Source organism: Brevundimonas goettingensis, assembly GCF_017487405.1.
GTDB classification, from domain to species: domain Bacteria; phylum Pseudomonadota; class Alphaproteobacteria; order Caulobacterales; family Caulobacteraceae; genus Brevundimonas; species Brevundimonas goettingensis.
Window position 1 is genome coordinate 3693225 of the sequence record NZ_CP062222.1, and the last position, 25871, is coordinate 3719095.

The window sequence follows — 25871 nt, forward strand, 5'->3', positions numbered from 1 at the left end:
GGGGCACCCACGGGGGTTGGTGATCCTGTTCTTCACCGAGATGTGGGAACGGTTCTCCTTCTACGGCATGCGGGCCCTGCTGGTCCTGTATCTGACGCAGCATTTCCTGTTCGATTCGAGCAACGCCCAGGGCATCTACGCGGCCTATGCCGCGCTGGTTTATCTGATGCCGGTCATCGGCGGCGCCATCGCCGACCGCTTCCTGGGCTCGCGCAAGGCCGTGACCATCGGCGCGCTTCTGCTGGTCGCCGGTCACTTCATGATGGCGTTCGAGGGATCGGGCGGCAAGGAGTTCATCAAATACGAGGGCCGCGAATATCAGGTCGCGGTCGAAGGCCGCGACACCGGCCGCCAGATGTTCATCGTGGATGGCGACAAGCGGGTTCCGATCAAGATCGGGCCGGAAGGGATTCGCGTCCTGAACCTGCCGACGGCCGTCGAGACCGCCCAGGCCGTAGCCGCCGCGCCTTCGCCCGAAGCCGTGCCGGCCTCCGCCACCGTGACCGATCCGGCCGCGGCCGCGGTTCCGGCCGATGGTCCGGCCGCCGCCGCCGCCACCTCGCCCGAGGCGGCCGTGGCCCGCGCCCAGGCCGATAATGCCGCCGCAGGCTTCCCGGCCCAGATCCCGACCGGCGCCTATGAGAAGCGGACCCAGGTGGACCTGGGTGGTCAGGCGACCCTGTTCTTCGCCCTGGCCCTGATCATCGTCGGCGTCGGCTTCCTGAAGCCGAACATCTCGACCGTGGTGGGTTCGCTCTATGAGCAGGGCGATCGTCGCCGCGACGCCGGCTTCACCATCTTCTATGTCGGCATCAACCTGGGTTCGGTCCTGGCCTCGGCGGTCTGCGCCTGGCTGGGCATCAAATACGGCTGGAAATACGGCTTCGGCCTGGCCGGCATCGGCATGCTGGCGGGTCTGATCACCTTCTGGGTGGGCCAGAAATGGCTCGGCAACCGCGCCGATCCGCCGGCCTCGGCCAAGCTGGACAAGAAGACCTTCGGCATCCCGCGCGAAGCCTGGATCTATATCCTCGGCATCCTGTTCGTCGTGCCCATGTGGTTGATCGTGCAGCAGCACGATGCGGTCGAGGCTTCGCTGCTCTACCTCGTGCCGGCCGTCTTCATCGGCCTGCTGGGCTATTCGGTGATCTTCATCAAGGGCGACGGCCGCTGGAAGATGCTGGCGGCCCTGCTGCTGACCATGTTCTCGGTGGTCTTCTGGGCCCTGTTCGAACAGGCGGGCTCCAGCCTGACCCTGTTTGCCGACCAGTCGACCGAAATCCCCGGCTGGTTCAACGCGGCCATGACCCAGACCTTCAACCCCGGCACCATCATCATCTTCGGCCCGATCATGGCCGGCCTTTGGGTGTGGCTGGGCAAGAAGGGCCTGGAGCCCAATGTCCCGGTCAAGTTCGGCATGGCCCTGGTCGGGGTCGGCGCCGGATTCCTGCTGCTGGTGTGGGCCGCCCACACCCAGGCCGACAGCGCCTTCAAGGTGCCGTTGATCTGGCTGTTCCTGGCCTATTTCCTCCACTCGATCGCCGAGCTGATGCTGTCGCCGGTCGGCCTGTCCATGATCACCAAACTGTCCGTGCCGCGGATGGTCGGGATGATGATGGGCGCCTGGTTCATGGCTTCGGCCCTGGCCCATATCATCGCGGGCCTGGTCGCTAAATCGACCTCGACGGAAACCGTCGGCGGCGTGGTGACCAACCCGGAACTGGCCCTGGCGACCTATGCCAAGGTGTTCCAGGAGATCGGCATCTGGGGGGTCGGCTTCGGCGTGCTGCTGCTGCTGGGCTCGCCGGTCCTGAAGTGGATGATGAGGGGCGTGAAGTAGCGCCTGATCCAAGGATCAAAAAGAAGGGGCGGCGTCCGCATGGACGCCGCCCTTTTTTGTTGGGGCTACCGCTCGCCCATTTCCTTCTCGACGCATAACGCCCGCGCTCAAGCAGCGAGCGACCGTGTCGCGAGCGTTAGCGCGTCGACGAAGTCGACCCCTCCTAGAACGTCTTGCGGATCCGGAAGGACCAGAAGGTGCGTGGGTCGATCTGGCGGTCCTCGGTGAACAGGACTGTCCCGGCGGCGCGGTCCGAATAGACCGTGCGGCGGATCTGGAAGTCGTCCCACAGGTTCAGCTGGCCCCGGATCGACAGGGTCGGGGTCGGCTTGTACTCGACGAACATCTCGTAATAGCCCGAACCGCGCCAGCCCGAGACCTGATCCGGGTAGAACTGCTTCTGGCCCAGCAGCGGCAGGACATTGATGCCCCACTGGGTCTTCCAAGAGTGGATGTCCTGCGAGAAGCCGACATTGGCCTGGGTCGGACGCACGCCCGAGATCGAACGGGTTTCGCCTGTGGTCGGATCGGTGACCTCGGTCTTGTTCCAGTCGTTGCGGAAGGTGAAACGACCGCCGGGGATGTGCAGCTTGTCGGTCGGGACGACCACGTTCAGCGACAGCTGATCGAGCGTGCCGTCACCGATGTTGCCGGTCGCCGACAGGCCGCCGGGCAGGGGCAGGCTGTCGATCACATCGATGATCTTGTCGTGGCGGTAGCCGATGGAAACGATGCCCTCGCCCCAGAAGCGGCGCTCATAGGTCAGTTCCGAGATCCAGCGCTGTTCTGGCTCCAGATCGACGTTGCCGCCATAGACATTGCCGTCGTTGAGGTCCGCCGAGGCGGCGAAGTCACCGAAGTCCAGCTGGCCCAGCTCGCGCTCGAAGCGGAAGCGCAGCTGGTTGTTGGGCATGGGCGTCCAGGTCGCGAGGAAGCGAGGCTTGGCGTAGAACAGGCTCTTTTCCTGATTGGCGTCGCCCGACTGGCTGATCGTCGAGGCCTCCAGACGCAGGCCGGCCTCCAGGGTCAGGTCGGGGTGGAGACGCCAGGTGCCCTTGCCGAAGGCCTCGCCGCGGGTCTCCTCGACCTTCACCGAGGCCGAAGGCAGGGGAATGTTGGTCCCGCCGATGGTGAAGGCCTGTTCGACCTCCAGCATATTGTAGGCGACCTCGCCGCCGAGCTCGAAGGTCAGTTTTGGCGAGCGCTCGTTGCGGACCAGCCCGCGCAGGATGCTCTCCGACGAGTTGCCGCTGGCGGTGAAGGCCTGTTCCGGATCGGCGACATTGTTCAGGCTGAAGTTGCTGGTCGAGGTGTTGTCGAAGTCCTCGTACTGATGGATCAGCCGGGCTTCGGCGGTCCAGCGGGCGTTCAGTGGCCGGGTGTAGACGAGGCCCAGTTCGCCCGAGGTGCTGTCCTGGTCGTCCAGGCTTTCACGCAGGACGGTCGGGGAGGTCTGGGTCTGGATCCCATGCCAGTCGTTGATCCCGATGCGGGCGGTCAGGTCGATCTTGCCGCCGGCGAGGGGGCCTGAATAGTTGCCGCGAATGCCGTTGCCCCCGCCGTAGCCGTCGGTGAAGACATGCTCGTCGCGGGTCACGTTTCCGTTGGCGTCGCGGCGGATCACACGCCCGACGCCGTTGGAATCGCTCATTCCCATGCCGTCGCTGAGGGTCACGCCCCAGCTGCGATCGCCGTTGGTGGCGGTGAACTGGTAACTTCCGCCGTAGATGTCCTGACCGCCCTCGAACAGGGTCGAGTTCAAGGTCACGATCGACTGGTGGCTGGTCCCGCTCTTCAGGATCACATTCACGACGACCGAATAGCCCTGCATGTCGATGCCGGCGGCGCCGCCCCGGACCAGTTCGATGCGCTCGACCCGGTTGGCCGGGGTGCGCGACAGAACGTTGGAGCCGGTGTCGTTCTTGGACGCCGGACGGGCGTTGTTGATCAGGACGTTGCCGACCGCGCCCTCGAAGCCCCGGCTGCCGGAGCCGTCCTCGACCGAGAAGCCGGGGACCCGGTTGACCATGTCCAGGGCCGTGTTCGGGCGCTGTTCGGCGAAGAAGTCCGGGGTGAAGACCAGGACGCCGCGCTGGGTCGCGTCGGCCAGGGGAGCGACGCCGGGGCCGGGCTGGGTCGGGCCGGTCGGCACGGGGGCCTGGGCGACCTGGGGCTCGGTTCCGGCGAACGCCGCGCCGGCGCTGAAGATAAGGGCCGTAGTGGCCAGCAGGATTGTCTTGGTCATCGCCTGGGGTTCCCCTCTTTGGTGGGAGGGTTTTGGAGGGACAGGCGAGCTGCCTCCAGTTACAAGGCTGAAAGGTGGATTAAATCGTCTCCATCATTACCGGAAAGTCATGTGGATGTTCTGTAATCATCGAGTCATTATTTGAACATGAACGACTTCCGAAGCCTGACATCGCTGGTTGCTTTATGTGCGGGCTTGGCCGTTGCGCCTATCGCCATGGCTCAAACGAGGGCCCAAGCGGCGCCCTCTCAGGAGGAACAGGTCGACACCGTCGATGAGGTCGTTGTCGTCGCCCGTCGGGCCGGAGCCCCTATGTGGGAGATCAGTGACGGCGAGAGCACGGTCATTCTGGTGGGAGCGATCGGCGGGGTGCCGCGCGACTTCGAATGGAGACCCGAGGCGCTGGAGGCGGCGACGGCCCGGTCGCAACGCATCCTGTATCCGCAGGAGGGGCGGGCGTCGTTGAGCGACGTCCTCCGGCTGATCTGGCGCATCCGCACCATCGCCAGACTGCCCGAGAGCAAGACGACCGCCGACTATCTGTCGCCCGAGATGCAGGCGCGACTGGAGGCGCTGAAGGCCGGCGACCGTAACCCGAACTGGCGCACCCAGAGCTTCGTCGGCCTCAGCTTCGACCTGTTGGAACAGGCCGGGTACGAGCGGGGCCGCAGTCGCGGGGCTCCCGACGCGGTCCGGCGGGCGGCGCGGACGGCCCATATCGCAGGCGAGCCGGTCGGGTTCGTGCGCGGCGACGAACTGGTCGACAATCTGATCACCCAGCCGCCCCAGACCTATCTGCCCTGCCTCGAGGCCTCGATGCGGGCGGCGGAGGCGGGTCCGGCCGGGGCGGCGGCGCGGCTGGAGGCCTGGCGGTCGCTGAAGGTCCCCGAGGTGCTGGCCACGCCGCTGGATCAGGCCCTGAACATGTGCTGGCCGTCGGGCGATCCGGAGATCGCTCCGGTGCTGCGCGGTCAGTGGGCCGATGCGACCAAACTGGCCCTGACCCGGCCCGGGGTCACCATGGGGGTCGCGCCGTTGCGCATCCTGGCGGAGTCGGGCGGGGTTCTGGACCAGCTGGAGGCCCAGGGGCTGGAGATTCATGGCCCGATCTGGCGCGAGGACCAGCGCTAGCTTCGGTCGGCGGCTCTGACCTCAGTAAAAGGTGTCAGGTCCGGCCACCGGGCGATCCTGACGGGCGCGGCGCTCGGCCTCGCGGGCTTCCATGAAGGCGCGACGCGCCTCACGTTCGGCGGCGTAGTCGGGGCGCGGCTGGTCGAAGCCGAACGCGCGTGGATTGCCATCGCGGGGCGGGGGCGGCGATTGACGGTCAACATAAGGATGGACTTCGTCACCGGGGCGCGGCGGGGGCATCTGCTGGACCTGCGGTTCCACATAGGCCGGCTGTTCGGCGTAGTAGTCGTCGGGCGGTTGGGTGGCGTCGGAGGCGGTCTGCGCCTCGGGCATCTTGCCGTCGAAGCCGTTGGTCAGTTGGCCGACATCCATGACGCCGCCAGGGGCGACGTCGGGCTCGACCGGCGCGACCACAGCCACGCTCAGGCCCGGACCACCGCCGGCGCGGGCCTCGCCGTCATTGCCGCCGGTCAGGATCATGCCGCCAAGACCCAGGGCTGCGACGGCGACGACGCCCGCCATGACCCAGCGCGCCCGGGGCTGGCTGAGGTAGTCCAGAACATCCTTGCCGGTCATGGGCCTGTTCCTCGCGTCCCGAACGTTCGGGCGTTGTTTGCGAAACCCGACGCCGAGGCCCCGGTTCCGGAGTGCCGTTCGGTCAGACCGCCGTGCCGCCGACCGTCAGGCCGCCGATCTTGAGTGAGGGCTGGCCGATGCCGACGGGAACCCCCTGCCCGGCCTTGCCGCAGACGCCGACGCCCGGATCGAAGGCGAAGTCGTCGCCGATCATGGTCACATTCTGCAGGGCCGTGGCCCCGTCGCCGATCAGGGTGGCGCCGCGGACGGGGGCGGTGATCTTGCCGTCCTCGATCAGATAGGCCTCGGTGCACTGGAACACGAACTTGCCGTTGGTGATGTCCACCTGGCCGCCGCCGAAATTGGCCGCGTACAGGCCGCGCTTCGTCGAGGCGATCATGTCCGCCTGCTTGTCCTTGCCGCCTTCCATGAAGGTGTTGGTCATGCGCGGCATGGGCATGTGGGCGAAGGACTGGCGGCGACCGTTGCCGGTGGCGCGCTGGCCCAACTGGCGGGCCGACAGCCGGTCGTTCATCAGCCCGACCATGATGCCGTCCTCGATCAGGACGGTGCGCGAGGTCGGGGTGCCCTCGTCGTCGACCGACAGGGAGCCGCGGCGGCCGGCGATGGAGCCGTCGTCGACCACGGTCACGCCCGGGGCCGCGACCCGCTTGCCCATCATGCCGGTGAAGACCGAGGAGCCCTTGCGGTGGAAGTCGCCCTCGAAGCCATGGCCGATGGCCTCGTGCAGCAGGACCCCGGGCCAGCCGGCGCCGAGGACCACGTCCATCTCGCCCGCCGGGCAGTCGACGGCCTCGAGATTGACCAGGGCCTGACGCAGGGCCTCGTCGATCTGGGCCTGCCAGCGTTCGGGCGCGATCCAGGTGTCGAACCCGGCGCGGCCGCCGGCGCCGGCCGAGGCGCTCTCGCGGCGGCCGTCCTTCTCGACCGTGACCGAGACGTTCAGCCGGACCAGGGGGCGGATGTCGCGCACCGTCATGGCGTCGGCGCGCAGGATCTCGATGGCGCGGCGTTCGCCGATCAGGGAGGCCGAGACCTGGACCACGCGCGGATCGCGAGCCCGGGCCCAGGCGTCGATCTCGGCCAGCAGGGCGATCTTGTCCGAGAAGGCGGGAGCGGCGAGGGGATCGACCTCGTCATAGAGTTTCTGGTTGGTGGCGCGCGGCCCTTCGGCGGTCACGCCCGCATGGCCGGCCTTGGCGAGCGACGCGCTGTCGGCGGCGCGGCGCAGGGAGGCGGCGGAAATCTCGTTGGCGTGGGCGTAACCGGCGGTCTCTCCGGCGACGACGCGCAGGCCGAAACCCTCCGAGGCGTCATAGGCGGCGGACTTGAGCCGGCCGTCGTCGAAGACGAGGGATTCCGACTCCGACCGCTCGAGGAACAGCTCCCCGTCATCGGCGCCGACGAGGGCGCTCTCGAGGATCGACAGGGCCTCGGAGGGATCGACACCGGCGGTTTCGAGGATCGGGGGCGGGGAGGTGTGGACGGTCATGGCCGATAGATAGGACGGCGGGGGCGGTTCGTCACGGGGAACTGGCCTGTGATGCGGACATGTGATGCGGACATGGGTTCGCGATCTCCCGATGCGATCGGCGAGTTGGGAGGCGAGCGGAGCCGCCGGGCGGCGCCCGGAAGAAGAGATTTGAATACCGTTTCGACGCCGCCTTCTGGCCCCGCGCGAAGAGTTTCGAGCAGCTTGCGTCAGGTGGCGGTTTTATCGCCTTACCGCAGCGCCGCCCACGGGCGGGTCGTGCTTGCGACACGATCCCCGGACCGGGCTCAGTATCCCCCTGGCCCCTACCGTCTGATCGGAACCAGACTTCCCGCTTCTCCGCATTCCGCCGCCAGACGGTCGCAAGGCCTCTGCGCCTCCCACGACGGAACGGGAGGATTATAGGCGAGGTCGCGGGTGGGGCGGGTTCGCGACGGTTGAATGTTCGCAAGGTGCCGAAATCGTTGGGATTGGTGTTGGGAATTGCGCGGGTTTGGGAATTCGGGCGCCCGGATCCGCCCACCGCCTATCCCGACGTTCGTGGGGATAAGCGGGGCATAGCGGAGGCAAAGAAAATCCCCCTCCCGACGGGCGGAAGGGGGATCGGGCCAAGGGGATCGGCCCCTCCACCGCTTCGCGGTCCCCCTCCCCACTGTCGTGGGGAGAAAGGCCTATTCCTGGCGGACGTCGCCCGAGCCGGTGATGGACTGGCGCAGGGTCGCCGGCGGGGTGAGGAGTTCGAGGTCGCCGGAGCCGGAGAGGTCGGCGACCACCGCCCCGGTCGGGGCGACACGGGCGTCGCCGCTGGCGGAGATCTCAATATTGGCGTCGGTGGTCAGGAGATTCTCCAGATCGCCGTCGCCCGAGCCGGTCATGGTCAGGTCCAGGGCCTTGGTGACGCCGGAGAAGCTGAAATCGCCGCTGCCGGAGGAATCGATCGTCAGGGTCGGCTGGTCATAGCTCTTGACCGTCAGGTCCGAGGAGCCGCGCAGGTCGAAGATGTGCACGGCCGGGGCGGTGACCACGATATGGACCTCGCCGCTGTCGACCCAGATGCCCTTGCCGTTGGCGCGGCGTCCGAAGACGATGCGTTCGCCGTGGTGGCTTTCGCTGTCGTCGGCCCAGACCAGACGGTCGCCCTCGATGCGGACCTTGTCGACCCGGTCGGCGGGGCCCCGGACGGTGATGCCGGGAGTGTCGCCCTGGACGTATTCGACATCGGCCGAGAGGTCGACGACCAGCTTGTCGCCGCCGGTCCAGGCCAGGGTGCGGGTGACTTCCGCCGCCTGGGTCCCGTCCTGACGGGTGATGGTCAGGTCGCCGCCGTCGCCGTGACCCGGGAAGGTCCAGTTCCAGCCGTGGGCGGCCATGTCGCGACCGCCGATGGCGACGCCGCCGGCCATGGAGGCCAGGGCCAGCACGAAGGCGGCCCCGGCGATGACGAGAAGGGTGCGGATCATGCCGGATCTCCCGAGGTCGAGTTGACAGCGTGGGGTTCAAGGGCCGGCTTGAGCAGCCGGTAGTGCAGGCGGGCGAACCAGATCAGGCCGTTCACCAGCAGGATGGTGGCGATCGACAGCAGGGCGCCGACGGTCACGGCGCAGGCCATCAGGCCCAGGCCGATGAAGAAGGCCGCCAGGCCGCCGCCGGGGAAGCCCGCGAACGGACCGGCGACCATTACCCCCAGGCCGGAGCCGAACAGGGCGATCACCGCGACGAAACAGCCGAACAGGGTCCCGATGACGCCCATCAGGATCGGCAGCAGGATGATGATGTCGATCGCGCCCAGACCCAGAACCGCGAAGACGGCGCCGGCCGCGGCCGACGGGGTCTGTTCCTGGGTCCAGCGCTTCACCCCGGCTTCGGCCTTGAGTTCGCGCGCCAGGCGGTCGGGATCGCCGAGCGCGTCAGCCACTTCGGCCTCGGAACGTCCGGCGGCCTTGCCGTCGTCGAAATGGGCCTCGTAGTCGTTGAGGATGTCGGCGGCGGTCGAGGTCGGCAGTCCGACCAGGCCCCGCTTCAGTCGGGCGAGAAAGTCGGCGCGCGTCATTGGACGTCTCCAGTCGTGTTTTCGGGCACGGGGGTCAGCGGAGCCTCGTTGAGGACCGCATCGACCGCATCGGTGAAGGTCTTCCAGTCGGCGGTCTGGACGGCGAGAGCCTCGCGACCGGCTTCGGAAAGACGATAGTATTTGCGCGAGGGGCCGGCGCTGGATTCGACCAGATAGGTCTCGACCAGCCCGTCGGACTGCATCCGCCGCATCAGCGGGTAAATGGTGCCCTCGCCCATGTCGATCGCGTCCGACAGGCGACTGGCGATCTCATAGGCGTAGCTGTCGCCTCGCTTGAGGAGGGCCAGGACGCACAGTCCCAGCACCCCCTTCTTCAACTGAATCTCTATGGTTTCGGGCACGTCGTGTCCTCCTTCGATGAGGAGAGACTATGACAAGGTATCGTGCGTCGCAAGGTAGCTGTCAAAACATGACTGCGATTTAATGATCGACCCTGATGACTGTGTGGCTTCTTCGCGGCGCCGACCGCTTGGCAAGCGCGAAACGAGCCGATAAGGACCGGCGGGAGCGCCGTGTTCAGAGAGCGCGGCGGGCGTTGCGAGTCGCTCGCAAAGGCCTGTTGCAAATGGGTTTATGGGGGTTCCGCATGGGATTGGGGCTGGGAGAAAATACGGCGCGTCTGCGCAGAACCGTCGGTGGGCTGATGGCCTCCGCGGCCTTCGCCCTCGCGTCCGCGCCGGCCTGGGCGCAGGACCGTCTTGGACAGCCGACGCCGGGCGGCATCGACCTGCAGCCCGCCGCCTCCGTGCTCAAGCGCGACGCCATCTTCTTCCACAATGCGATCCTGCTGCCGATCATCACGGTGATCTGCCTGTTCGTCCTGGCGCTGATCATCTGGATCGTCATCCGCTACAACAAGAAGGCCAATCCGGTCCCGGCGCGCTGGAGCCACAACACGGCGATTGAAATCGTCTGGACGGTGGTGCCGGTGCTGATTTTGGTCGGCATCTCGCTGTTTTCGTTCCGCCTGCTGTTCGCCTACCACGACACCCCGCCCGTCGATCTGACCATCAAGGCGACCGGCAACCAGTGGAACTGGGCCTATGAATATCCCGACCAGGGCATCCCGGAGTACATCTCCAATGTCCTGCCCGAGGCCGAACTGGCCAAGCGCGGCATGCCGCACGACCTCTATCGCCTGGCCGCCGACGAGCCGCTGGTGGTGCCGGTCGGCAAGGTGGTCAAGGTGCTGGTCACCGGCGCCGACGTGATCCACGCCTTCGCCCTGCCGGCTTTCGGCCTGAAGACCGACGCCGTTCCGGGCCGGGTCAACGAGACCTGGTTCCGCGCCGAGCGCGAAGGCGTCTTCTACGGCCAGTGCTCGGAACTGTGCGGCGACGACCACGCCTTCATGCCGATCGAGATCCATGTCGTCTCGCAGGCCGAGTTCGAGAAGTGGGTCGTGTCCAAGGGCGGCTCGATGACTCCGAAGTCGGCCGCTCCGGCCGCCGCGCCCGTGGCGGCTCCGGCCGCCGCTGACGCCGCCGTCCCCGCCGCCGAAGCCGGCGCTGCCCCCGCCGCCGCCTCTGTGGGCGCGACCACCGGCGTCCCCGCAACCGCTCCTGCCGCGGCGCCTGCCGCGCCGGCCGCCCAGTAATCGCGAGCCCGATAGAGATCATGGCCACCGACATCACTGCAGACGATCACGCCGGACACGGGCACGCCCACGACGCGGCTCACGACGCCCACGATCACAAGCCCGGCTTCTTCACCCGCTGGTTCCTGTCCACCAACCACAAGGACATCGGCACCCTGTACCTGCTGTTCGCCATCATGGCGGGCATCGTCGGCGGCGCCTTGTCGGGCCTGATCCGCTGGGAACTGGCCGAGCCGGGCATCCAGATCTTCCGCGAAGGCTCCTCGATCAACCTGCTGGGCCTCGTTGACCAGTCCAAGCACGGCTACAACGCCGTGGTCACCGCCCACGCCCTGATCATGATCTTCTTCATGGTCATGCCGGCGATGATCGGCGGCTTCGGCAACTGGTTCGTGCCGATCATGATCGGGGCGCCGGACATGGCCTTCCCGCGCATGAACAACGTTTCGTTCTGGCTGCTGGTCGCGGCCTGGGTGCTGCTGCTGCTCTCGATGTTCTCGGACGGCGGTTCGGGCCACGGCATCGCCGGCGGCTGGACCATCTATCCGCCGCTCTCGACCAAGGGCGCCCCCGGACCGGCCGGCGATCTGGCCATCTTCGCCCTGCACGTCGCGGGCGCGAGCTCGATCCTCGGCGCGGTCAACTTCATCACCACCATCTTCAACATGCGCGCCCCGGGCATGACCCTGCACCGGATGCCGCTGTTCGCCTGGTCGGTGCTGATCACCGCCTTCCTGCTGCTGCTGTCGCTGCCGGTCCTGGCCGGCGCCATCACCATGCTGCTGGCCGACCGCAACTTCGGCACCAGCTTCTTCGATCCGGCCGGCGGCGGCGATCCGGTGATGTTCCAGCACCTGTTCTGGTTCTTCGGCCACCCCGAAGTCTACATCCTGATCCTGCCCGGCTTCGGCATCATCTCGCACATCGTCTCGACCTTCTCGCGTAAGCCGGTCTTCGGTTACCTCGCGATGGCCTACGCCATGGTCGCCATCGGCTTCATCGGCTTCATCGTGTGGGCCCACCACATGTACACGGTCGGTATGTCGGTGAACCTGCGCGCCTATTTCGTCGCCGCCACCATGATCATCGCCGTGCCCACGGGCGTGAAGATCTTCAGCTGGATCGCCACGATGTGGGGCGGCTCCATCGACTTCAAGACGCCCATGCTGTGGGCGATCGGCTTCATCTTCCTGTTCACCGTCGGGGGCGTGACCGGCGTGGTCCTGTCCAACGCCGGCATCGACTACAGCCTGCACGACACCTATTACGTCGTCGCCCACTTCCACTACGTCCTGTCGCTGGGCGCGGTGTTCGCGATCTTCGCCGGCTTCTACTACTGGTTCGAGAAGATGTTCGGGGTGAAGTACAACGAGGCCTTGGGCTGCGCCCACTTCTGGATCATGTTCGTCGGCGTGAACGTGGTCTTCTTCCCGCAGCACTTCCTGGGTCTGCAGGGCATGCCGCGTCGCTATATCGACTATCCGGACGCCTTCACCCTGTGGAACCACGTCTCGTCGATCGGCTATGTGATCACCATCGTCGGCGTCGGCGTCTTCCTGGTGATGCTGGCCGAGGCCGCGATCCGTCGTCGCAAGGGCGTCGCCAACCCGTGGGGTGAAGGCGCCACGACGCTGGAATGGACGCTGTCCTCGCCCCCGCCCTACCACCAGTTCAACGAGCTGCCGGTGGTCAAGGACGAGCACGACCACTGAATCCGTCATCCTCGGGCTTGTCCCGAGGACCCATGGCGGGAATGACACGAACGACTAAAAGGGACCCCGGGTGGCTGCCGCGCCTCCGGGGTTCTTTCCTTGCGGTGGAACAACGGGTCCTCGGGACAAGCCCGAGGATGACGGTGTAGAAGAGTTTCCGTGACCAAGACCGCCGCCGCCCCCGTCCTTTCCACCGCCCAGCCGGAAGACTATTTCCAGCTGCTCAAGCCGCGCGTCATGTCGCTGGTGGTGTTCACGGGCGCGACCGGGCTGGTGGTGGCGCCGGGATCGATCAATCCGTTCGTCGCGGCCATCGCCATCCTGTGCATCGCCGTCGGCGCCGGCGCGGCGGGCGCGCTCAACATGGCCATCGAGGGCGAGACCGACGCCCTGATGCGGCGCACGCGCGGCCGTCCGGTCGCGGCGGGGCGGGTGAACAAGAATGACGCCATGGCCTTCGGGGCGGTGCTGAGCCTGTTCTCGGTCATGCTGCTGGGCATGAACACCAACTGGCTGGCGGCCGGTCTGCTGGCCCTGACCATCGTCTATTACGCCGGCTTCTACACGGTGATGCTGAAGCGCCGGACGCCCCAGAACATCGTCATCGGCGGGGCCGCAGGCGCCCTGCCGCCCGTGATCGGATGGGCCGCGGCGACGGGGTCGGCGCCCGGGCAGGCCTGGCTGCTGTTCCTGATCATCTTCCTGTGGACCCCGCCGCACAGCTGGGCGCTGGCCCTCTATTCGGCCGGCGACTACGCCAAGGCGGGCATTCCGATGATGCCGGTGGCGCGGGGCGCAAAATCGACCCGTCTGCAGATCCTGATCTACTCCCTGATCTTCGTGCCCGTGGCCATAGCGCCCGGCCTGACCGGTCTGGGCGGCTGGATCTATCTGGCGGTCTCGGTGGTCGGAGGCCTGGGCTTCCTCGGTCTGGCCTGGCGGCTCTATCGGTCGCGCGCGGGCGATCCCGTCGGCGCCGAGGGACCCGACAAGGCCGACACCGTGGGGCGAGAGGCCGCATTGTACGACGTCAAACAGGCGTCGAAACCGGCCCGCAACCTGTTCGCCTTCTCGATCCTGTATCTGATGGCCCTGTTCGCGGCGCTGCTCGTCGAGAACCTGTCCAGCCTGCCGCCCGTTTCCCTGTAGGACGCCGCTTCCGATGGTCATCCAGCTCACCCCCGCAGAGGTCGCGGCCCGCAGCCGCCGCAACGTCTGGATCGGCCTGGCCCTGGCGGCCTTCGTGGTCCTCCTGTTCTCGACCACCTTCCTGAGGATGCAGGCCAACCAGAAGGCCGAGCGGGAGAAGGAAGCCGCACTCGCCGCCGGCCCGATGCATCCCGAGAAGACCTACGATTCGACACTGGCCCGATGAGCGGATCTTCGGGAGGGGTCGCCTCGAAGCGGGCGCGGATGATCGCGGCGATCTGCCTGCTGACGGTGATCGGCATGACCGGGGCCGCCTTCGCTGCCGTGCCCCTCTACCGGATGTTCTGTCAGGTCACCGGCTTCGACGGCACTGTGCGCCGGGCCGAGAAGGCGCCGGATCAGGTGCTGGACCGGATGGTGACGATCCGCTTCGACACCAATGTCCGCGACATGCCGATGAAGTTTACGGCCGAACAGACGCTTCAGCGGGTGCGGATCGGCGAGACCGGTCTCGCCTATTTCGACGTGACCAACACCTCGGACCAGCCGATCCAGGCCCGGGCGGCCTATAATGTCACCCCGGAATACGCCGGACCCTATTTCCAGAAGCTGCAGTGCTTCTGCTTCGACGAACAGACGATCGCCGCCGGCGAGACGCGGAAATTCCCGGTCCAGTATTTCGTCGCCCCCGAACTGGCGACGGATCGCGAGGCGAAGGGGGCGACGGAAATCACCCTGAGCTACACCTTCTATCCGGCGAAGGACGGCGCGCCGGTGGCCCTGGGTAACGGTCAGACCGGGCTGGCGATTCCGGCGAAAAGCTGAGCCTGCGGGCTTCCCGCAACGCTCGCCTCATTTTTGCCCCGCGCCCCGCTCGACGGACCGTCAAAATCGGCTATAGCCTGAAGCTGACGACTTTCGCGTTCTCAACGAGATCCTGAAGATGGCCGATAACCACGCCGCTCCGCATCACGACTATCACCTCGTGAATCCCAGCATCTGGCCTCTGTGGTGCTCGGCCACCACGGTGGTGATGATGGTCGGGGCGGTCATCTGGATGAAGGGGCTGTTCGGCTTCGAGGCTGGCACCCACTGGCCGTTCTTCGTTGGCCTGGTCCTGACGCTCGGCGGCATGGGCCTGTGGTGGGCCGATGTGGTCAAGGAAGCCAACCAGGGCGATCACACCCCGGTCGTGGCCATCGGCCTGCGCTACGGCATGGTCCTGTTCATCGCCTCGGAGATCATGTTCTTCGCGGCCTTCTTCTGGATGTTCTTCGAGATGTCGGTGTTCCACACCGCGCGTCAGCACATTCCCGAGGTCGCCGGCTGGGCCGACACCGCCAAGGCCTGGTCCGCCTGGCCGCCCAAGGGCATCGAGACCCTGGACGCCTGGCAGCTGCCGCTGCTCAACACCGTGACTCTGCTGCTCTCGGGCTGCACCGTGACCTGGGCGCACCATGCGCTGCAGGTCGGCGACCGTTCGGGCGCCAAACTGGCCCTGGTCCTGACCATCGCCCTGGGCCTGATGTTCACCTGCGTGCAGGCGTACGAGTACCACGAGATCATTCTGGAGAACCTGTTCTTCAACGAGGAAGCCGCCAACTCGGGCCTCTATGGTTCGATCTTCTTCATGGCGACCGGCTTCCACGGCTTCCACGTTCTGGTCGGCACCATCTTCCTGATCGTCTGCCTGATCCGCCTGCTGAACGGCGCCTTCACGCCCAAGCAGCATTTCGGCTTCGAGGCCGCCGCCTGGTACTGGCATTTCGTCGACGTGGTGTGGCTGTTCCTGTTCGCCTTCGTCTACGTCATCTTCGGCTAGGGCGTTTGAGCCAAGACCCACTTTCGAAAGCACCTGAGCCGGCCCGGATCGACCCGATCCGGGCCGGTCTGCTTTGCCGCTGTCCGAACTGCGGCGAGGGGCGGCTATTCGAGGGATTCCTGAAGGTGGTCGAACGCTGCGAGGCCTGCGGCTTCGACTTCAGCCGGCTGAACACCGGCGACGGGGCCGCCATCTTCATCATGCAGATCGCCGGCGGGATCGTGGTGTTCACGGCCCTCTATCTGCAGATCGCGCTGAACCCGCCGATCTGGCTGATGCTGCTGATCGCGTTGCCGGCCTCGCTGATCCTGTCTCTGGGGCTGATGCGGCCCGGCAAGGGGCTGATGATCGCGCTGCAGATGAAGGGGCGGGAGCGATGAGCGGCTCAGCTTCGATCCTCCCCCGACGGGGGAGGATTTCGTGAAGCGCTTCCCGTGGATCCTGACGCTCGCCGTCCTGCCCTGCCTGGTCCTGCTGATCGGGCTGGGCGTCTGGCAGGTGCAGAGGCTGCACTGGAAGGAAGGCCTGATCGCCCAGGCGGATGCGGCGGCCAAGGCCCCGCCCGCGCCGATCGCCGAGGTCCTGACCGCGCCGAACCCTGAGTTCCGCAAGGCCCTGATCGTCTGCCCGGGCCTGCCGACCGCGCCCTATGTCGAGCTGCAGACGATTCATGACGGCAGCGTCGGAGTGCGGCTGGTCTCGGTCTGCCGCGCGCCGGGCGAGGCGAAGCCCTTCCTGATCGACCGGGGGTTCCTGCCGGACACCGTCCCGGCCCGGCCGCGCGTGCTGGACACGACCCTGCCCCTGTCCCTGCTGGTCGAGCTGAGGCGCACGCCGAAAGGCGGTGGCGGGATGACGCCCGCGCCGTCAAAGACCGCGGGGGTCAACCATTTCTACGCCCGCGACAGCGCCGCCATGGCGAAGGCCCTGGGCGCGCCGGACGCCTCGGAATTCACCCTCTACGCCCTGTCTTCGACCAATCCTGAGTTGGGCGCGCTTCAAGCTTCGGCCCCGCCGGCGGCCTTCGCCAACAATCATTTCGGCTATGCCCTGACCTGGTTCGGACTGGCGGTGGCCCTGATGGGCTTCTATGTGGCCATGCTCCGTCGGCGACTGGCGCCGGCGTCCGCGAAAGACACACACTGACCGCCACCCTCCATACCCTCGCCAACGGCGTCCGCGTCGTCTGTGATCCGATGCCCGGCCTGAAGACCCTGGCCCTGACCGTCGCCGTGCGCGGCGGAGCGAGGTGGGAGAACGAAACCCGGTTAGGATGGTCCCATCTTCTCGAACATCTGGTGTTCAAGGGCGCCGGAGACATGGGGGCCAGGGACATCGTCGAGCGGATCGAGGCCGAGGGCGGCACGATCAACGCCGCCACCGGATATGAGCGCACCAGTTTCGAGGTCCGGGCCCTGGACGGGTCGCTGGGATTGGCGATGCAGGTCGTGTCCGACCTCGTCTTCCGGCCCAGACTGGATCCGGCCGAGATCGAGCGCGAGAAGGACGTCGTCGCGCAGGAGATCGCCGAGGCCTTCGACACCCCCGATGACCATGTGTTCGAGATGGCCCAGACGAAGGCCTTCGCCAGCCAGTCGATGGGGCGGCCGATCCTCGGCTCGGTCGAGAGCCTGGCGCCGGTCACGCGCGAGAGCATCGGCGACTGGCGCGCCCGCCTCTATTCGCCCGACCGGATGGTGGTGGCGGTGTCCGGCGCCGTGGACGAGGCCGAGCTGCTGGCGCTGGCCGAGCGCTGGTTCGGTCAGGCCGTGGCGACGCCCGCCGAAGCGCCGGAGCCCGCGACCTTCACCGGCGGGGCGGCGACGCTGAGCCGCAAGATCGAACAGGCCAATATCGTCTTCCAGCTGCCGTCGGTGTCAGCGACCGATCCGGACCTGCCGGCCATGCGGCTGTTCACCGAAATCCTCGGCGGTGGCATGGCGTCCCGCCTGTTCCAGAGCGCGCGCGAGGAGCGGGGCCTGGCCTATGCCATCGACGCCTATCAGGAAGCCTATGAGGACATCGGGGTGCTGGGCGTCTATGCGGGCGCCGCCGCCGACCGGGCCGTGGAACTGGCGGACGTCTGCGCCGGGGAGATCCGCGCGCTCGCGACGGACGGGCCGACGGACGCCGAGCTGTCGCGGGCCAAGGCCGTGCTGAAGGCGGGCCTGTGGATGTCGGACGAGAGCCCGGCCAGCCGCGCGGGCCGCAACGCCGCCCAGACCCTGATCTACGGCGCGCCCGTGTCCTCGGACGACAGCGCCGCCCGGATCGCGGCGGCGACGGCGGACGATCTGCGCCGGGTGGGTCAGAGGGTGCTGGCCACGGGCCTGTCGGCGACCTCGGTGCTGGGCCCCAAGGCGGCCCATGCGGCGGGCGCGGCGTTCGTGAAGGGGTTGGCGAAATAACCTCCCTCTCCCGGCGGGAGAGGGCTTGAGGCTCGCAGAGCGAAGCGATGCGTACAGCCGAAGGGGTGAGGGGCCGGCGCTCATCGGTTGGCAGGGAACCCCTCACCCTTTCGCGCAAGTCTGATCGCTGACGCTCTCAGGCGCTCAAGCCCTCTCCCGCCGGGAGAGGGTTTCCATGTCGCTATCCCCCACGCTAACCTGCCCGCCATGGCCCTTCTCGACTGGATGACGGATGCGACCGGACCGGTGGTCGAGGGGCGGGGGGTGGTCCTCAGGCCGCCGCGCATCGGCGACTATGCGGCCTGGGCCGATCTGCGCGAGAGTTCGCGCGACTATCTGCAGCCGTGGGAGCCGGCCTGGCCCGACGACGACCTGACCCGGGCGGCCTATCGGCGCAGGCTGACCGTCTATGCGCGCGAGATGGAGCTGGGCAACGCCTGGCCCTTCTTCGTGCTCGATCCCACGGGGCGGACCCTCTACGGCGCCATCACCCTGTCCAACATCCGCCGGGGCGTCGCCGAGACCGGGACCCTCGGCTACTGGATCGGCCGCCCCTATGCGGGCGAGGGCCACGGCACGGCGGCAGTGAAGGCGATGTCGCGCCATGCCTTTCGCCAGCTGAAGCTGCACCGGCTGGAAGCCTCCTGCCTGCCCTCCAACGCCCCGTCGCGCCGCGTGCTGGAAAAATCCGGCTTCCGGCTGGAGGGCGAGGCCCGGGCTTATCTTAAAATTAACGGCGCATGGGCAGATCATCTGCTGTTCGGCCTCTTGTCAGAAGACGCCGAACGGGCCGAACAAAGGTCCTCCTGAAGGAAGAGCGCCCCCGCCCGTGACCCCCACGCGATCCCGAACACTGGCCTGGGATGCGACGACGGCGATCGAGGCCCTGGCCGCGGCCGATACGGCCCTGTGGATCTGGACCCCTTCCGAAGACACCCTGAGATTCACCGGAGCGACCCGTCCGCTGGGACTGGGGCCGCTGGCGCCGGAATGTTCGGGCGCCGCCTTTGTCGCCATCACCCTGCCGCAGGACCGGTCGCTGGCCGAAAGCATCCTGACCCCGCGCGAGGAAGGCTCCGAGATCGCCGTGCGCCTGCGCATGCGCGGGTCCGAGACCTGTCTGTGGCGCGGCGTCTGGCTGGAGGACGGCTTGCGCGCCGCCGGGATGGTGGCGCTGGAGACCAAGTTCGGGGGCGCCGAGAAGGACGCCCTGACCGGTCTGCTGGACCGCCGCGCCTTCCTGGCCCGCGCCTCAGACATCCTGGCCGTGCCCGGCGACTATGATGTGGTGGTCGCCGACGTCGACCGGCTGAGGCGGCTGAACGAGGCCCTGGGCCATGAACGAACCGATCTGGTGTTGTCGGCCCTGGGCTCGCGGCTGGCGGCCGCCTTCTCCGACGACGCGGCTCCGGCGCGGGTCGGCGAGGACGAGTTCGCGGTCATCCTGCAACGCGGCATCACCCATTCCAGCGACCGGGTGCGCGATGCGCTGGAGCAGCCGCTGCGTGTCGCCGGCTTCGACATCTATCCGACCGTCTCGATCGGCTCCGTCGCCTGCGAGGGTGGGGCGGATGCGCCTGATCCGGCCGAGCTGCTGCGCCGTGTCGAACTGGCCGTGGGTCAGGCCAAGGGCGCCGGGCGTGGCGGGGCCGCCGCCTATGGACGCGCGCTGGAAAGCGACAGCCTGAGCCGGCTGGCGCTGGAGGCGGACCTGCGCAACGCCTTCGTGCGCGGCGAGATCGAACCCTTCTTCCAGCCGATCGTGAACCTGAACACCGGCGCCGTCGCCGGCTTCGAGGCCCTGGCCCGCTGGCGTCACCCCAAGCGCGGTCTGGTGCCGCCGGACGAGTTCCTGGGCCTGACCGACGAAATGGGCCTGATGAACGATCTGGGTCTGATGATGATGACCCAGTCGGCGCGGCAGCTGGCGGAATGGCTGCAGCGCCATCCGCTGGCCGGCAAGCTGTTCTGCAGCGTCAATCTGTCGGTCGGGGAGATCGAGCGGCCCAATCTGGTCGAGGACGTGCAGCGGGTCATTCAGGAGACGGGCCTGCCCAAGGGCGCGCTCAAGCTGGAGGTCACCGAGGGCGACATCATGCGCGACACCGCCCGGGCGGCGGTGATCCTGCAGCAACTCAAGGACGTCGGGGCCTCGCTGGCGCTCGACGACTTCGGCACCGGCTTCTCGTCCCTGTCCTATCTGGCGCGCCTCCCGTTCGACACGCTGAAGATCGACCGCTACTTCGTCCTGACCATGGACAAGGACGAGGGCTCGGCCAAGATCGTCAAGTCGGTGGTCAATCTGGGCCGCGACCTGAACCTCGAGGTGGTCGCCGAAGGGGTGGAGAACGCCGGGCTGGCCAAGCTGCTGCTCGACGCCAGCTGCCACTATGGTCAGGGCTTCGGCTATGCCCCCGCCCTGCCGGCGCAGGAGGCCGAGGTCTATCTCAACGAAAGCCTGTCCGACGGCTCCGCGCCGCTGAAGCAGCGGTCGGCCTGAATCGCGTCAGTTCGGGGTCATCAGGCCCTGCAGGCCGACCAGGATCGCGACGATCCCGAAAATCGCCAGCACCAGTCCCGCCCCGGATGCGCCGCTGGCTGGAAGGTCGCGCCCGGTCCGCGCCCTGAGATTCAGCCGGTCCCACAGCAGCAGGACGCCGGTGATGATGGCCACCACCTCATAGTGGAAGACGCGCGGTCCGCTGATCAGGTGCTGGATGAGGAAGAAGCCTCCGGCCGTCAGGGCCACGATCCCCACGATCCAGCCGAAAGCGCCCAGGCGTTCAGCCGCCCGCCCGAGGTTGTCGCCCACGGAAGGCAGCCGGACGAGAAGGCCGATGGCCAGCAGGAAGCCGCCCAGGATGTTGGACGCGTCGAGGAGAAGTTCGATCATGCTGGGCCGAACGGCGGGCCGCGCGGTTCCGTTCCCCTGATCAGGTGCCCGGCTGGCGGTAGGGGATGAGGCCGACGAGGCGACGTTCCTCACCGCGCGGGTCGGGGGTGGCCTTCGACACCGTGTTCCACTGCATGGTGACCCGGCCGGGCAGCTCGTATTTCGGCCAGGCGGGGACGCCCGCGCCGTTGGGATCGCCGGTGCGGGCGAAATTGATCAGGGCCGAGGACATGGCGTCGGCGACGGCGTCGGTTTCCGGCCCGCCGCCGGTCATGGAGACCATTTCGCGGTGGTTGCGGAACATGAAGGGGATGTCGCCGCAGTGGGGCGCGCCCATGCGTCCGTCCAGCACCGGGCTCTGCCAGTCGAACTGATAGACCCAGGTGTTGGCGCCCGGCTGAACCGCGCGGCGGTCGGCCTGGATGATCTGGGCCCGCCAGGACCGCAGCTCTGTGGTCATGGCGAAGAAGATCTGGCTGGGCGAATAGGCCGGGTGTTTGTCGCGATACCAGACGACCGCCGATTCCGGGGTCAGGGGGCCGAAGAAGTTGGGGATCGACCGCTTCAGGGCGGGCAGCAGCTCGTCCCAGGTCAGGTTCGACAGCGCCGGCTCGTCCAGACCGATCAGATAGCGGGTCTCGTCATGGGTGTTGCCCATGATCAGGGCGACGTCGCGCGAGACGGGGGTGGCGTCCGGCTCGAACGGGTCGCGGGTCAGGCTGCGGCCGTCCAGCACCGGGCCGGTCGAGACGCCGCGCGTCGCCGCGATCAGTTGGTCCTTCGACATCGTCAGCAGGGCGTCGGGGCTCTCGACCGCGGCGTTGGTCAGGAATTTGCGGGCGGCGGTGGTGGCCATCTCGGCCGGGGTGACGGTGACCTGCTGGCCGCTCATGGTCATGACGCGGTGGAACAGGCCGCGCGCGGCGGGCATGGCCATCAGGACCGAGGCCTTGGCCCCGCCGCCCGATTGTCCGAACAGGCTGACCCGGCCCGGGTCGCCGCCGAAGGCTTCGATATTGTCGCGAATCCACTGCAGGGCGAGGACCAGGTCCAGCATCCCCGCATTGCCGGAATCGGCGAAGCGCTCGCCTCCGAGTTGGCCGAGATACAGATAGCCGAAGGCGTTCAGGCGGTGGTTGACGGTGATGACGACCGCATCGCCCCATTTGGCCAGATTGGCGCCGTCATAGAGGGGGCTGTTGGCCGACCAGCCAGAGAACCCGCCGCCGTGGAACCAGACCAGCACAGGACGCTTCGCGCCGTCCAGCGCCGGGGTCCAGAGGTTGAGGTTCAGGCAGTCTTCCGACGTCTGGTCCTGGGTGTAGGCGCTGTCCGGCAGATAGCCGGCGCCGGGATTGCCGCCGGGCTGGGGTGCGGGAGCGCCGAAGTCGAGGCAGGGCCTTACGCCGCGCCAGGGGCGGGGCGGTTTGGGCGCGGCGAACCGGGTCTGGGCCGTGTCCGCGCCATAGGGCACGCCCTTGAAGACGGCGACGTCGCGATCGCGGAAGCCCCGGATACGACCGGCATTCGTCCTTGCTTGGACACCGGTGTCATCGCGAGGCCCGGCGAAAGACGGCGAGGCGGCCAAAGACAGGCTCGCGGCGGCGCCGGCCAGCAGGCCGCGGCGGTCGATGGGGTCGATCATGGCGTTTCCTCGGGAGACTTTCGAGCGTCTCTTCGGCGTGACTTTCGGCTCGCGACGGAAACCGGTCAAGGCAGGTCGCGACCAATGGCGCGTTCCGGGCGTTGCAGCCCGTGAGGGTGGGATCAGGACTTGCCCCGGTCTCACATCCGGCCGAGGCTGTGACCGACGAACCCGGCAGGGGCGAGGAAACGATGTCCAGACACTGGCTGGCCGCACTGGCCCTGATCCCGTCGTTGGCAGGCTGTGACCGGCCCGAACCGGCGGCCCCGGCCGCGCCGTCTCCAGCCGGTACGACCGCTCCCGCGCCTGCGCCGGCCGCCGCCCCGGCCCTTCCCGCGGGCTGGAAGACCTATAGCGACCCCGCCCTCGGCATCGCCTTCGACTATGCTCCGGACCGCCACACGGACGGTTGCGGCGACGTTGGTGAAGGGGTGGTCTGTATCGGCCTGTTCGGACCGGGCCAAGGCGGGGAGGGCGAGGCCCTGATCTATTTCCAGCCCGTCGACGGGTCGCTGGACACGGTGGCGACGGAGCAGGCCGGGTTCGAGAAGAACGCCCAGGGCGTGCTGATGACCACCTACGGCCGGTTCGAGCCTGTGCCGGTCGAACGGTTCACGGCGCGGGGCGGACCGGGACTGAAGGCGACCGTGACCTGCGGCACGGAGGACGAGGAAACGGGCTTCCACGCGGCGGGCGGCGAATGTCTGTGGGCCGTGGTCAGCGACGGGACCCGGTCGGTGGTGGCCACGACACAAGGGCGAATCGGCCTCGACGCGGATACGATGACCTCCCTGAACTCCGTGCGGTTCATTCCGAAAGGCTGATGTGATGAGCGGAAAAACCTATGTCGGCATCGGCGGCTGGACCTTCGAGCCGTGGCGCGGGGTCTTCTATCCGGACAAGCTGAGCCAGAAGAAGGAGCTGGGTTACGCCAGCTCGAAACTGACCTCGATCGAGATCAACGGCACCTACTATTCCGGCTTCAAGATCGACACCTGGATGAAGTGGCGCGACGAGACGCCCGACGACTTCGTCTTCGCGGTCAAGGCCAGCCGCTTCTGCACCAATCGCAAGGTCCTGTCGGAGGGCAATGAAAGCCTGGAGCGGTTTCTGGATCAGGGGCTGACGGCGCTGGGCGACAAGCTGGGGCCGATCAACTGGCAGTTCATGGCGACCAAGAAATTCGATCCGGTCGACTTCGAGGGCTTCCTGAAGCTGCTGCCCAAGGAAAAGGACGGGGTGCGGCTGAGGCATGCGCTGGAGGTCCGCAGCCCGACTTTCGACAACGAACAATTCTACGACCTGGCGCGGAAATACGGGGCGGCCATCGTCTATGCCGTCGATGACGAGAGCCCGACCTGGCCCCGGATCGATCAGGAGACCGCCGACTTCACCTATGCGCGGCTGATGTCGAGCCGCGAGGACGAGCCGACGGGCATGACTTCGGCCGAACTGGACGCCATTGCGAAACAGACGGCGGGCTGGGCGAAACGCGGCGACGTCTTCGCCTACTTCATCGCCGGGGCCAAGGTCAGGAACCCGGCGGCGGCCATGGCCCTGATCGACAAGCTGAGGGCCTGATCACGGATCACGCCGCGTAACACCGGCTTTTCGCGCAACTCCGCGCGGGCTAAAGCTTTTTTCCAGAAGCCGGTCGGGGCGGCAGACCCCGACGGCGAGGACAGGAAACAGGACGGGGAAACGCACATGGCGCGAGTGGCTCTGGTGACCGGCGGAACGCGCGGCATCGGCAAGGCGATCGTTCAGCGGCTGAAGGAAGACGGCATGGCCGTCGCCGCCGGCTATTCCGGAAACACTGAGGCCGCCGAGGCCACCGCCCGCGAACTGGGCGTCATGGTGGTCAAAGGCAATGTCGGATCATTCGAGGACTGCGCCCGCGCCGTCGCCGACGTCGAGGCCGAGCTGGGCCCGATCGATGTCCTGATCAACAACGCCGGCATCACCCGCGACGGCTTCTTCCACAAGATGAGCCACGACCAGTGGTCCGACGTCATCCGGGTGAACATGGACTCGGTGTTCAACATGACGCGCCAGGTGATCACCGGCATGCGCGACCGCAACTATGGCCGCATCGTCAACATCTCCTCGATCAACGGCCAGAAGGGTCAGGTCGGCCAGACCAACTATTCCGCCGCCAAGGCCGGAATGATCGGCTTCACCAAGGCTCTGGCCCTGGAGAACGCGCGCAAGGGGGTGACGGTCAACTGTATCGCGCCCGGCTATATCGACACAGAGATGGTCGGCGCCATGGACCAGACCGTGCTGGACTCCATCATCGCCCAGATCCCGGTCGGACGGCTCGGCAAGGGCGAGGAGATCGCCGACATGGTGGCCTGGCTGACCGGCGAACGTGCTGGATATGTCACAGGCTGCACCCTCAGCCTGAATGGCGGCCAGTATCTGGTCGGCTGAACACAGCGGCGCCCAAAATCCGCCGCGCCAAGCTTGCACCGATAAGCGCATGAAGTTGCAACGGGTCGAGACGGCGACAGCGCCGCTTTCGGCGACGATGGCGTTTGTCGCTCTCGTCGCCTCGACCCTCCTTGCCACTAGCGTTCCGGCGGATGCCGAGGCCCAGGTCCGGTCCAACGCCCAGCAGGAACAGTCGCGCAGCCTCGGCCGAGGGCCCAGTCGGGCCCAGCCGGAAACCGGCCGCTATGTCGCCGAGTCGGGCGAGAGCTTCATTTTCGACCGGTCGGGCCCCCGCCCCCTGTTCCGCTTCGCCAGCCGCAACGAGACCTGGGCCCTGACCGCCCGCCCGGCCCCGCGCGGCGACATCATCTATCGCAACGATGCCGGCGACCAGATCCTGCGGGTCACGCCCGACGGCGGCATGACCTTGTATTCGGTGCGGGCGCCGAACGGTTCGCCCGCTTCCATGGCCGGTCCGGCGCCGGCGCTGGAGCGGCCGCTGCTGGGACCGATCCAGCTGTCCAACCTGATGGTTCAGCGCAGCTTCCTGATGAGCCGCGCACTCGGCCGGATGATCAGCGTCCAGCTGGACGGCGAACAGGACGAGGGCCTGTGCACGGACGCCCTGATGGTGACGACCGATGCGGTGCTGCGGATGGCGGCCTCGCCGACGCTGCGAAGCCAGCTCAACGGCTTGCAGACCGTGACCATCACCGAGGGCCGGACCAGTTCGGTGACCTTTTCGAACGGCGAGCTCAGGGTGACGGTGCGTCCGAACCAGGGGCCGACCGGCCGGCCGTCCTCGGCCCGGATCATCCAGGCCGTCCGCCGGTAAG

General features: G+C 67.5%; 25 protein-coding genes. 17 read left to right on the forward strand and 8 right to left on the reverse strand.

Going from position 1 to position 25871, the window contains the following annotated elements:
• Positions 1–19 precede the first annotated feature (19 nt).
• Positions 20–1840 carry a peptide MFS transporter gene (locus IFJ75_RS18210; RefSeq protein ID WP_207870121.1) on the forward strand — a complete coding sequence of 607 codons (1821 nt, stop codon included), beginning with the start codon at positions 20–22 and terminating at the stop codon, positions 1838–1840.
• 163 nt (positions 1841–2003) lie between these two features.
• Here IFJ75_RS18210 and IFJ75_RS18215 read toward each other — a convergent pair whose 3' ends face one another.
• Entirely contained in the window at positions 2004–4085 is a 2082-nt protein-coding gene (locus IFJ75_RS18215; protein ID WP_207870123.1) for a TonB-dependent receptor plug domain-containing protein, read from the reverse strand.
• 216 nt (positions 4086–4301) lie between these two features.
• On the opposite strand from IFJ75_RS18215, the gene IFJ75_RS18220 reads away from it, so the two are divergent.
• Positions 4302–5216: a TraB/GumN family protein gene (locus IFJ75_RS18220; protein WP_225896893.1), complete on the forward strand. Its 915-nt coding sequence runs from the start codon at positions 4302–4304 to the stop codon at positions 5214–5216.
• 21 nt (positions 5217–5237) lie between these two features.
• Here IFJ75_RS18220 and IFJ75_RS18225 read toward each other — a convergent pair whose 3' ends face one another.
• The 5 genes from IFJ75_RS18225 to IFJ75_RS18245 all read right to left on the reverse strand — a co-directional run bounded on the left by IFJ75_RS18225 (position 5238) and on the right by IFJ75_RS18245 (position 9717).
• Entirely contained in the window at positions 5238–5792 is a 555-nt protein-coding gene (locus IFJ75_RS18225) for a hypothetical protein (protein ID WP_207870127.1), read from the reverse strand.
• Between the two features lie 82 nt (positions 5793–5874).
• Entirely contained in the window at positions 5875–7305 is a 1431-nt protein-coding gene (gene tldD / locus IFJ75_RS18230; RefSeq protein WP_207870129.1) for a metalloprotease TldD, read from the reverse strand.
• Between the two features lie 671 nt (positions 7306–7976).
• Positions 7977–8765, reverse strand: coding sequence for a GIN domain-containing protein (locus IFJ75_RS18235; protein WP_207870131.1), 789 nt, complete (start codon positions 8763–8765; stop codon positions 7977–7979).
• The gene (locus IFJ75_RS18240; RefSeq protein WP_207870133.1) at positions 8762–9355 is read right to left on the reverse strand and encodes a DUF1700 domain-containing protein; all 594 of its coding nucleotides are present in this window, start codon (positions 9353–9355) and stop codon (positions 8762–8764) included. The genes IFJ75_RS18235 and IFJ75_RS18240 overlap by 4 nt, the downstream gene beginning before the upstream one ends.
• Entirely contained in the window at positions 9352–9717 is a 366-nt protein-coding gene (locus IFJ75_RS18245; RefSeq protein ID WP_207870134.1) for a PadR family transcriptional regulator, read from the reverse strand. Before IFJ75_RS18245 ends, IFJ75_RS18240 begins: the two co-directional genes overlap by 4 nt.
• A 302-nt stretch (positions 9718–10019) precedes the next feature.
• Here IFJ75_RS18245 and coxB point away from each other — a divergent pair, with 302 nt between their 5' ends.
• The 11 genes from coxB to IFJ75_RS18300 all read left to right on the forward strand — a co-directional run bounded on the left by coxB (position 10020) and on the right by IFJ75_RS18300 (position 20564).
• Positions 10020–10973, forward strand: coding sequence for a cytochrome c oxidase subunit II (gene coxB, locus IFJ75_RS18250; RefSeq protein ID WP_225896894.1), 954 nt, complete (start codon positions 10020–10022; stop codon positions 10971–10973).
• 20 nt (positions 10974–10993) lie between these two features.
• Positions 10994–12685: a cytochrome c oxidase subunit I gene (gene ctaD / locus IFJ75_RS18255; protein ID WP_207870138.1), complete on the forward strand. Its 1692-nt coding sequence runs from the start codon at positions 10994–10996 to the stop codon at positions 12683–12685.
• Positions 12686–12844: 159 nt separating this feature from the next.
• A complete protein-coding gene (gene cyoE / locus IFJ75_RS18260) occupies positions 12845–13834 on the forward strand; it encodes a heme o synthase (RefSeq protein WP_207870140.1) in 990 nt (329 codons plus the stop codon).
• Positions 13835–13847: 13 nt separating this feature from the next.
• Complete coding sequence (locus tag IFJ75_RS18265; RefSeq protein WP_207932696.1) at positions 13848–14060, forward strand: hypothetical protein; 213 nt, start codon at positions 13848–13850, stop codon at positions 14058–14060.
• Positions 14057–14659, forward strand: coding sequence for a cytochrome c oxidase assembly protein (locus tag IFJ75_RS18270; protein ID WP_207870142.1), 603 nt, complete (start codon positions 14057–14059; stop codon positions 14657–14659). Before IFJ75_RS18265 ends, IFJ75_RS18270 begins: the two co-directional genes overlap by 4 nt.
• Before the next feature lie 118 nt (positions 14660–14777).
• On the forward strand, positions 14778–15656 hold the full coding sequence (locus IFJ75_RS18275; protein ID WP_207870144.1) for a cytochrome c oxidase subunit 3: 879 nt from the start codon (positions 14778–14780) through the stop codon (positions 15654–15656).
• 125 nt (positions 15657–15781) lie between these two features.
• Positions 15782–16036, forward strand: a complete 255-nt coding sequence (locus IFJ75_RS18280; RefSeq protein WP_318781035.1) for a DUF983 domain-containing protein — start codon at positions 15782–15784, stop codon at positions 16034–16036.
• A 40-nt stretch (positions 16037–16076) separates the two neighbouring features.
• Positions 16077–16802, forward strand: a complete 726-nt coding sequence (locus tag IFJ75_RS18285; protein ID WP_207870148.1) for an SURF1 family protein — start codon at positions 16077–16079, stop codon at positions 16800–16802.
• A gap of 50 nt (positions 16803–16852) precedes the next feature.
• A complete protein-coding gene (locus IFJ75_RS18290) occupies positions 16853–18064 on the forward strand; it encodes a M16 family metallopeptidase (RefSeq protein ID WP_207870150.1) in 1212 nt (403 codons plus the stop codon).
• 207 nt (positions 18065–18271) lie between these two features.
• Positions 18272–18874 (forward strand): GNAT family N-acetyltransferase, encoded by a 603-nt coding sequence (locus IFJ75_RS18295; RefSeq protein WP_207870151.1) that lies wholly within the window; start codon positions 18272–18274, stop codon positions 18872–18874.
• Positions 18875–18893: 19 nt separating this feature from the next.
• Complete coding sequence (locus IFJ75_RS18300) at positions 18894–20564, forward strand: putative bifunctional diguanylate cyclase/phosphodiesterase (RefSeq protein ID WP_225896895.1); 1671 nt, start codon at positions 18894–18896, stop codon at positions 20562–20564.
• Between the two features lie 6 nt (positions 20565–20570).
• Here IFJ75_RS18300 and IFJ75_RS18305 read toward each other — a convergent pair whose 3' ends face one another.
• Positions 20571–20957, reverse strand: a complete 387-nt coding sequence (locus IFJ75_RS18305; RefSeq protein ID WP_207870153.1) for a hypothetical protein — start codon at positions 20955–20957, stop codon at positions 20571–20573.
• A 40-nt stretch (positions 20958–20997) separates the two neighbouring features.
• Positions 20998–22602, reverse strand: coding sequence for a carboxylesterase/lipase family protein (locus IFJ75_RS18310; protein ID WP_207870155.1), 1605 nt, complete (start codon positions 22600–22602; stop codon positions 20998–21000).
• A 191-nt stretch (positions 22603–22793) separates the two neighbouring features.
• On the opposite strand from IFJ75_RS18310, the gene IFJ75_RS18315 reads away from it, so the two are divergent.
• From IFJ75_RS18315 to IFJ75_RS18330, 4 genes are all read left to right on the forward strand, one after another.
• Positions 22794–23426 (forward strand): hypothetical protein, encoded by a 633-nt coding sequence (locus tag IFJ75_RS18315; protein ID WP_207870156.1) that lies wholly within the window; start codon positions 22794–22796, stop codon positions 23424–23426.
• A 4-nt stretch (positions 23427–23430) separates the two neighbouring features.
• On the forward strand, positions 23431–24183 hold the full coding sequence (locus IFJ75_RS18320) for a DUF72 domain-containing protein (protein WP_207870157.1): 753 nt from the start codon (positions 23431–23433) through the stop codon (positions 24181–24183).
• Between the two features lie 126 nt (positions 24184–24309).
• The gene (gene phbB, locus IFJ75_RS18325) at positions 24310–25035 is read left to right on the forward strand and encodes an acetoacetyl-CoA reductase (RefSeq protein ID WP_207870158.1); all 726 of its coding nucleotides are present in this window, start codon (positions 24310–24312) and stop codon (positions 25033–25035) included.
• A 49-nt stretch (positions 25036–25084) separates the two neighbouring features.
• The gene (locus IFJ75_RS18330) at positions 25085–25870 is read left to right on the forward strand and encodes a DUF4908 domain-containing protein (RefSeq protein WP_207870160.1); all 786 of its coding nucleotides are present in this window, start codon (positions 25085–25087) and stop codon (positions 25868–25870) included.
• The last annotated feature ends 1 nt before the right edge of the window (position 25871 follow it).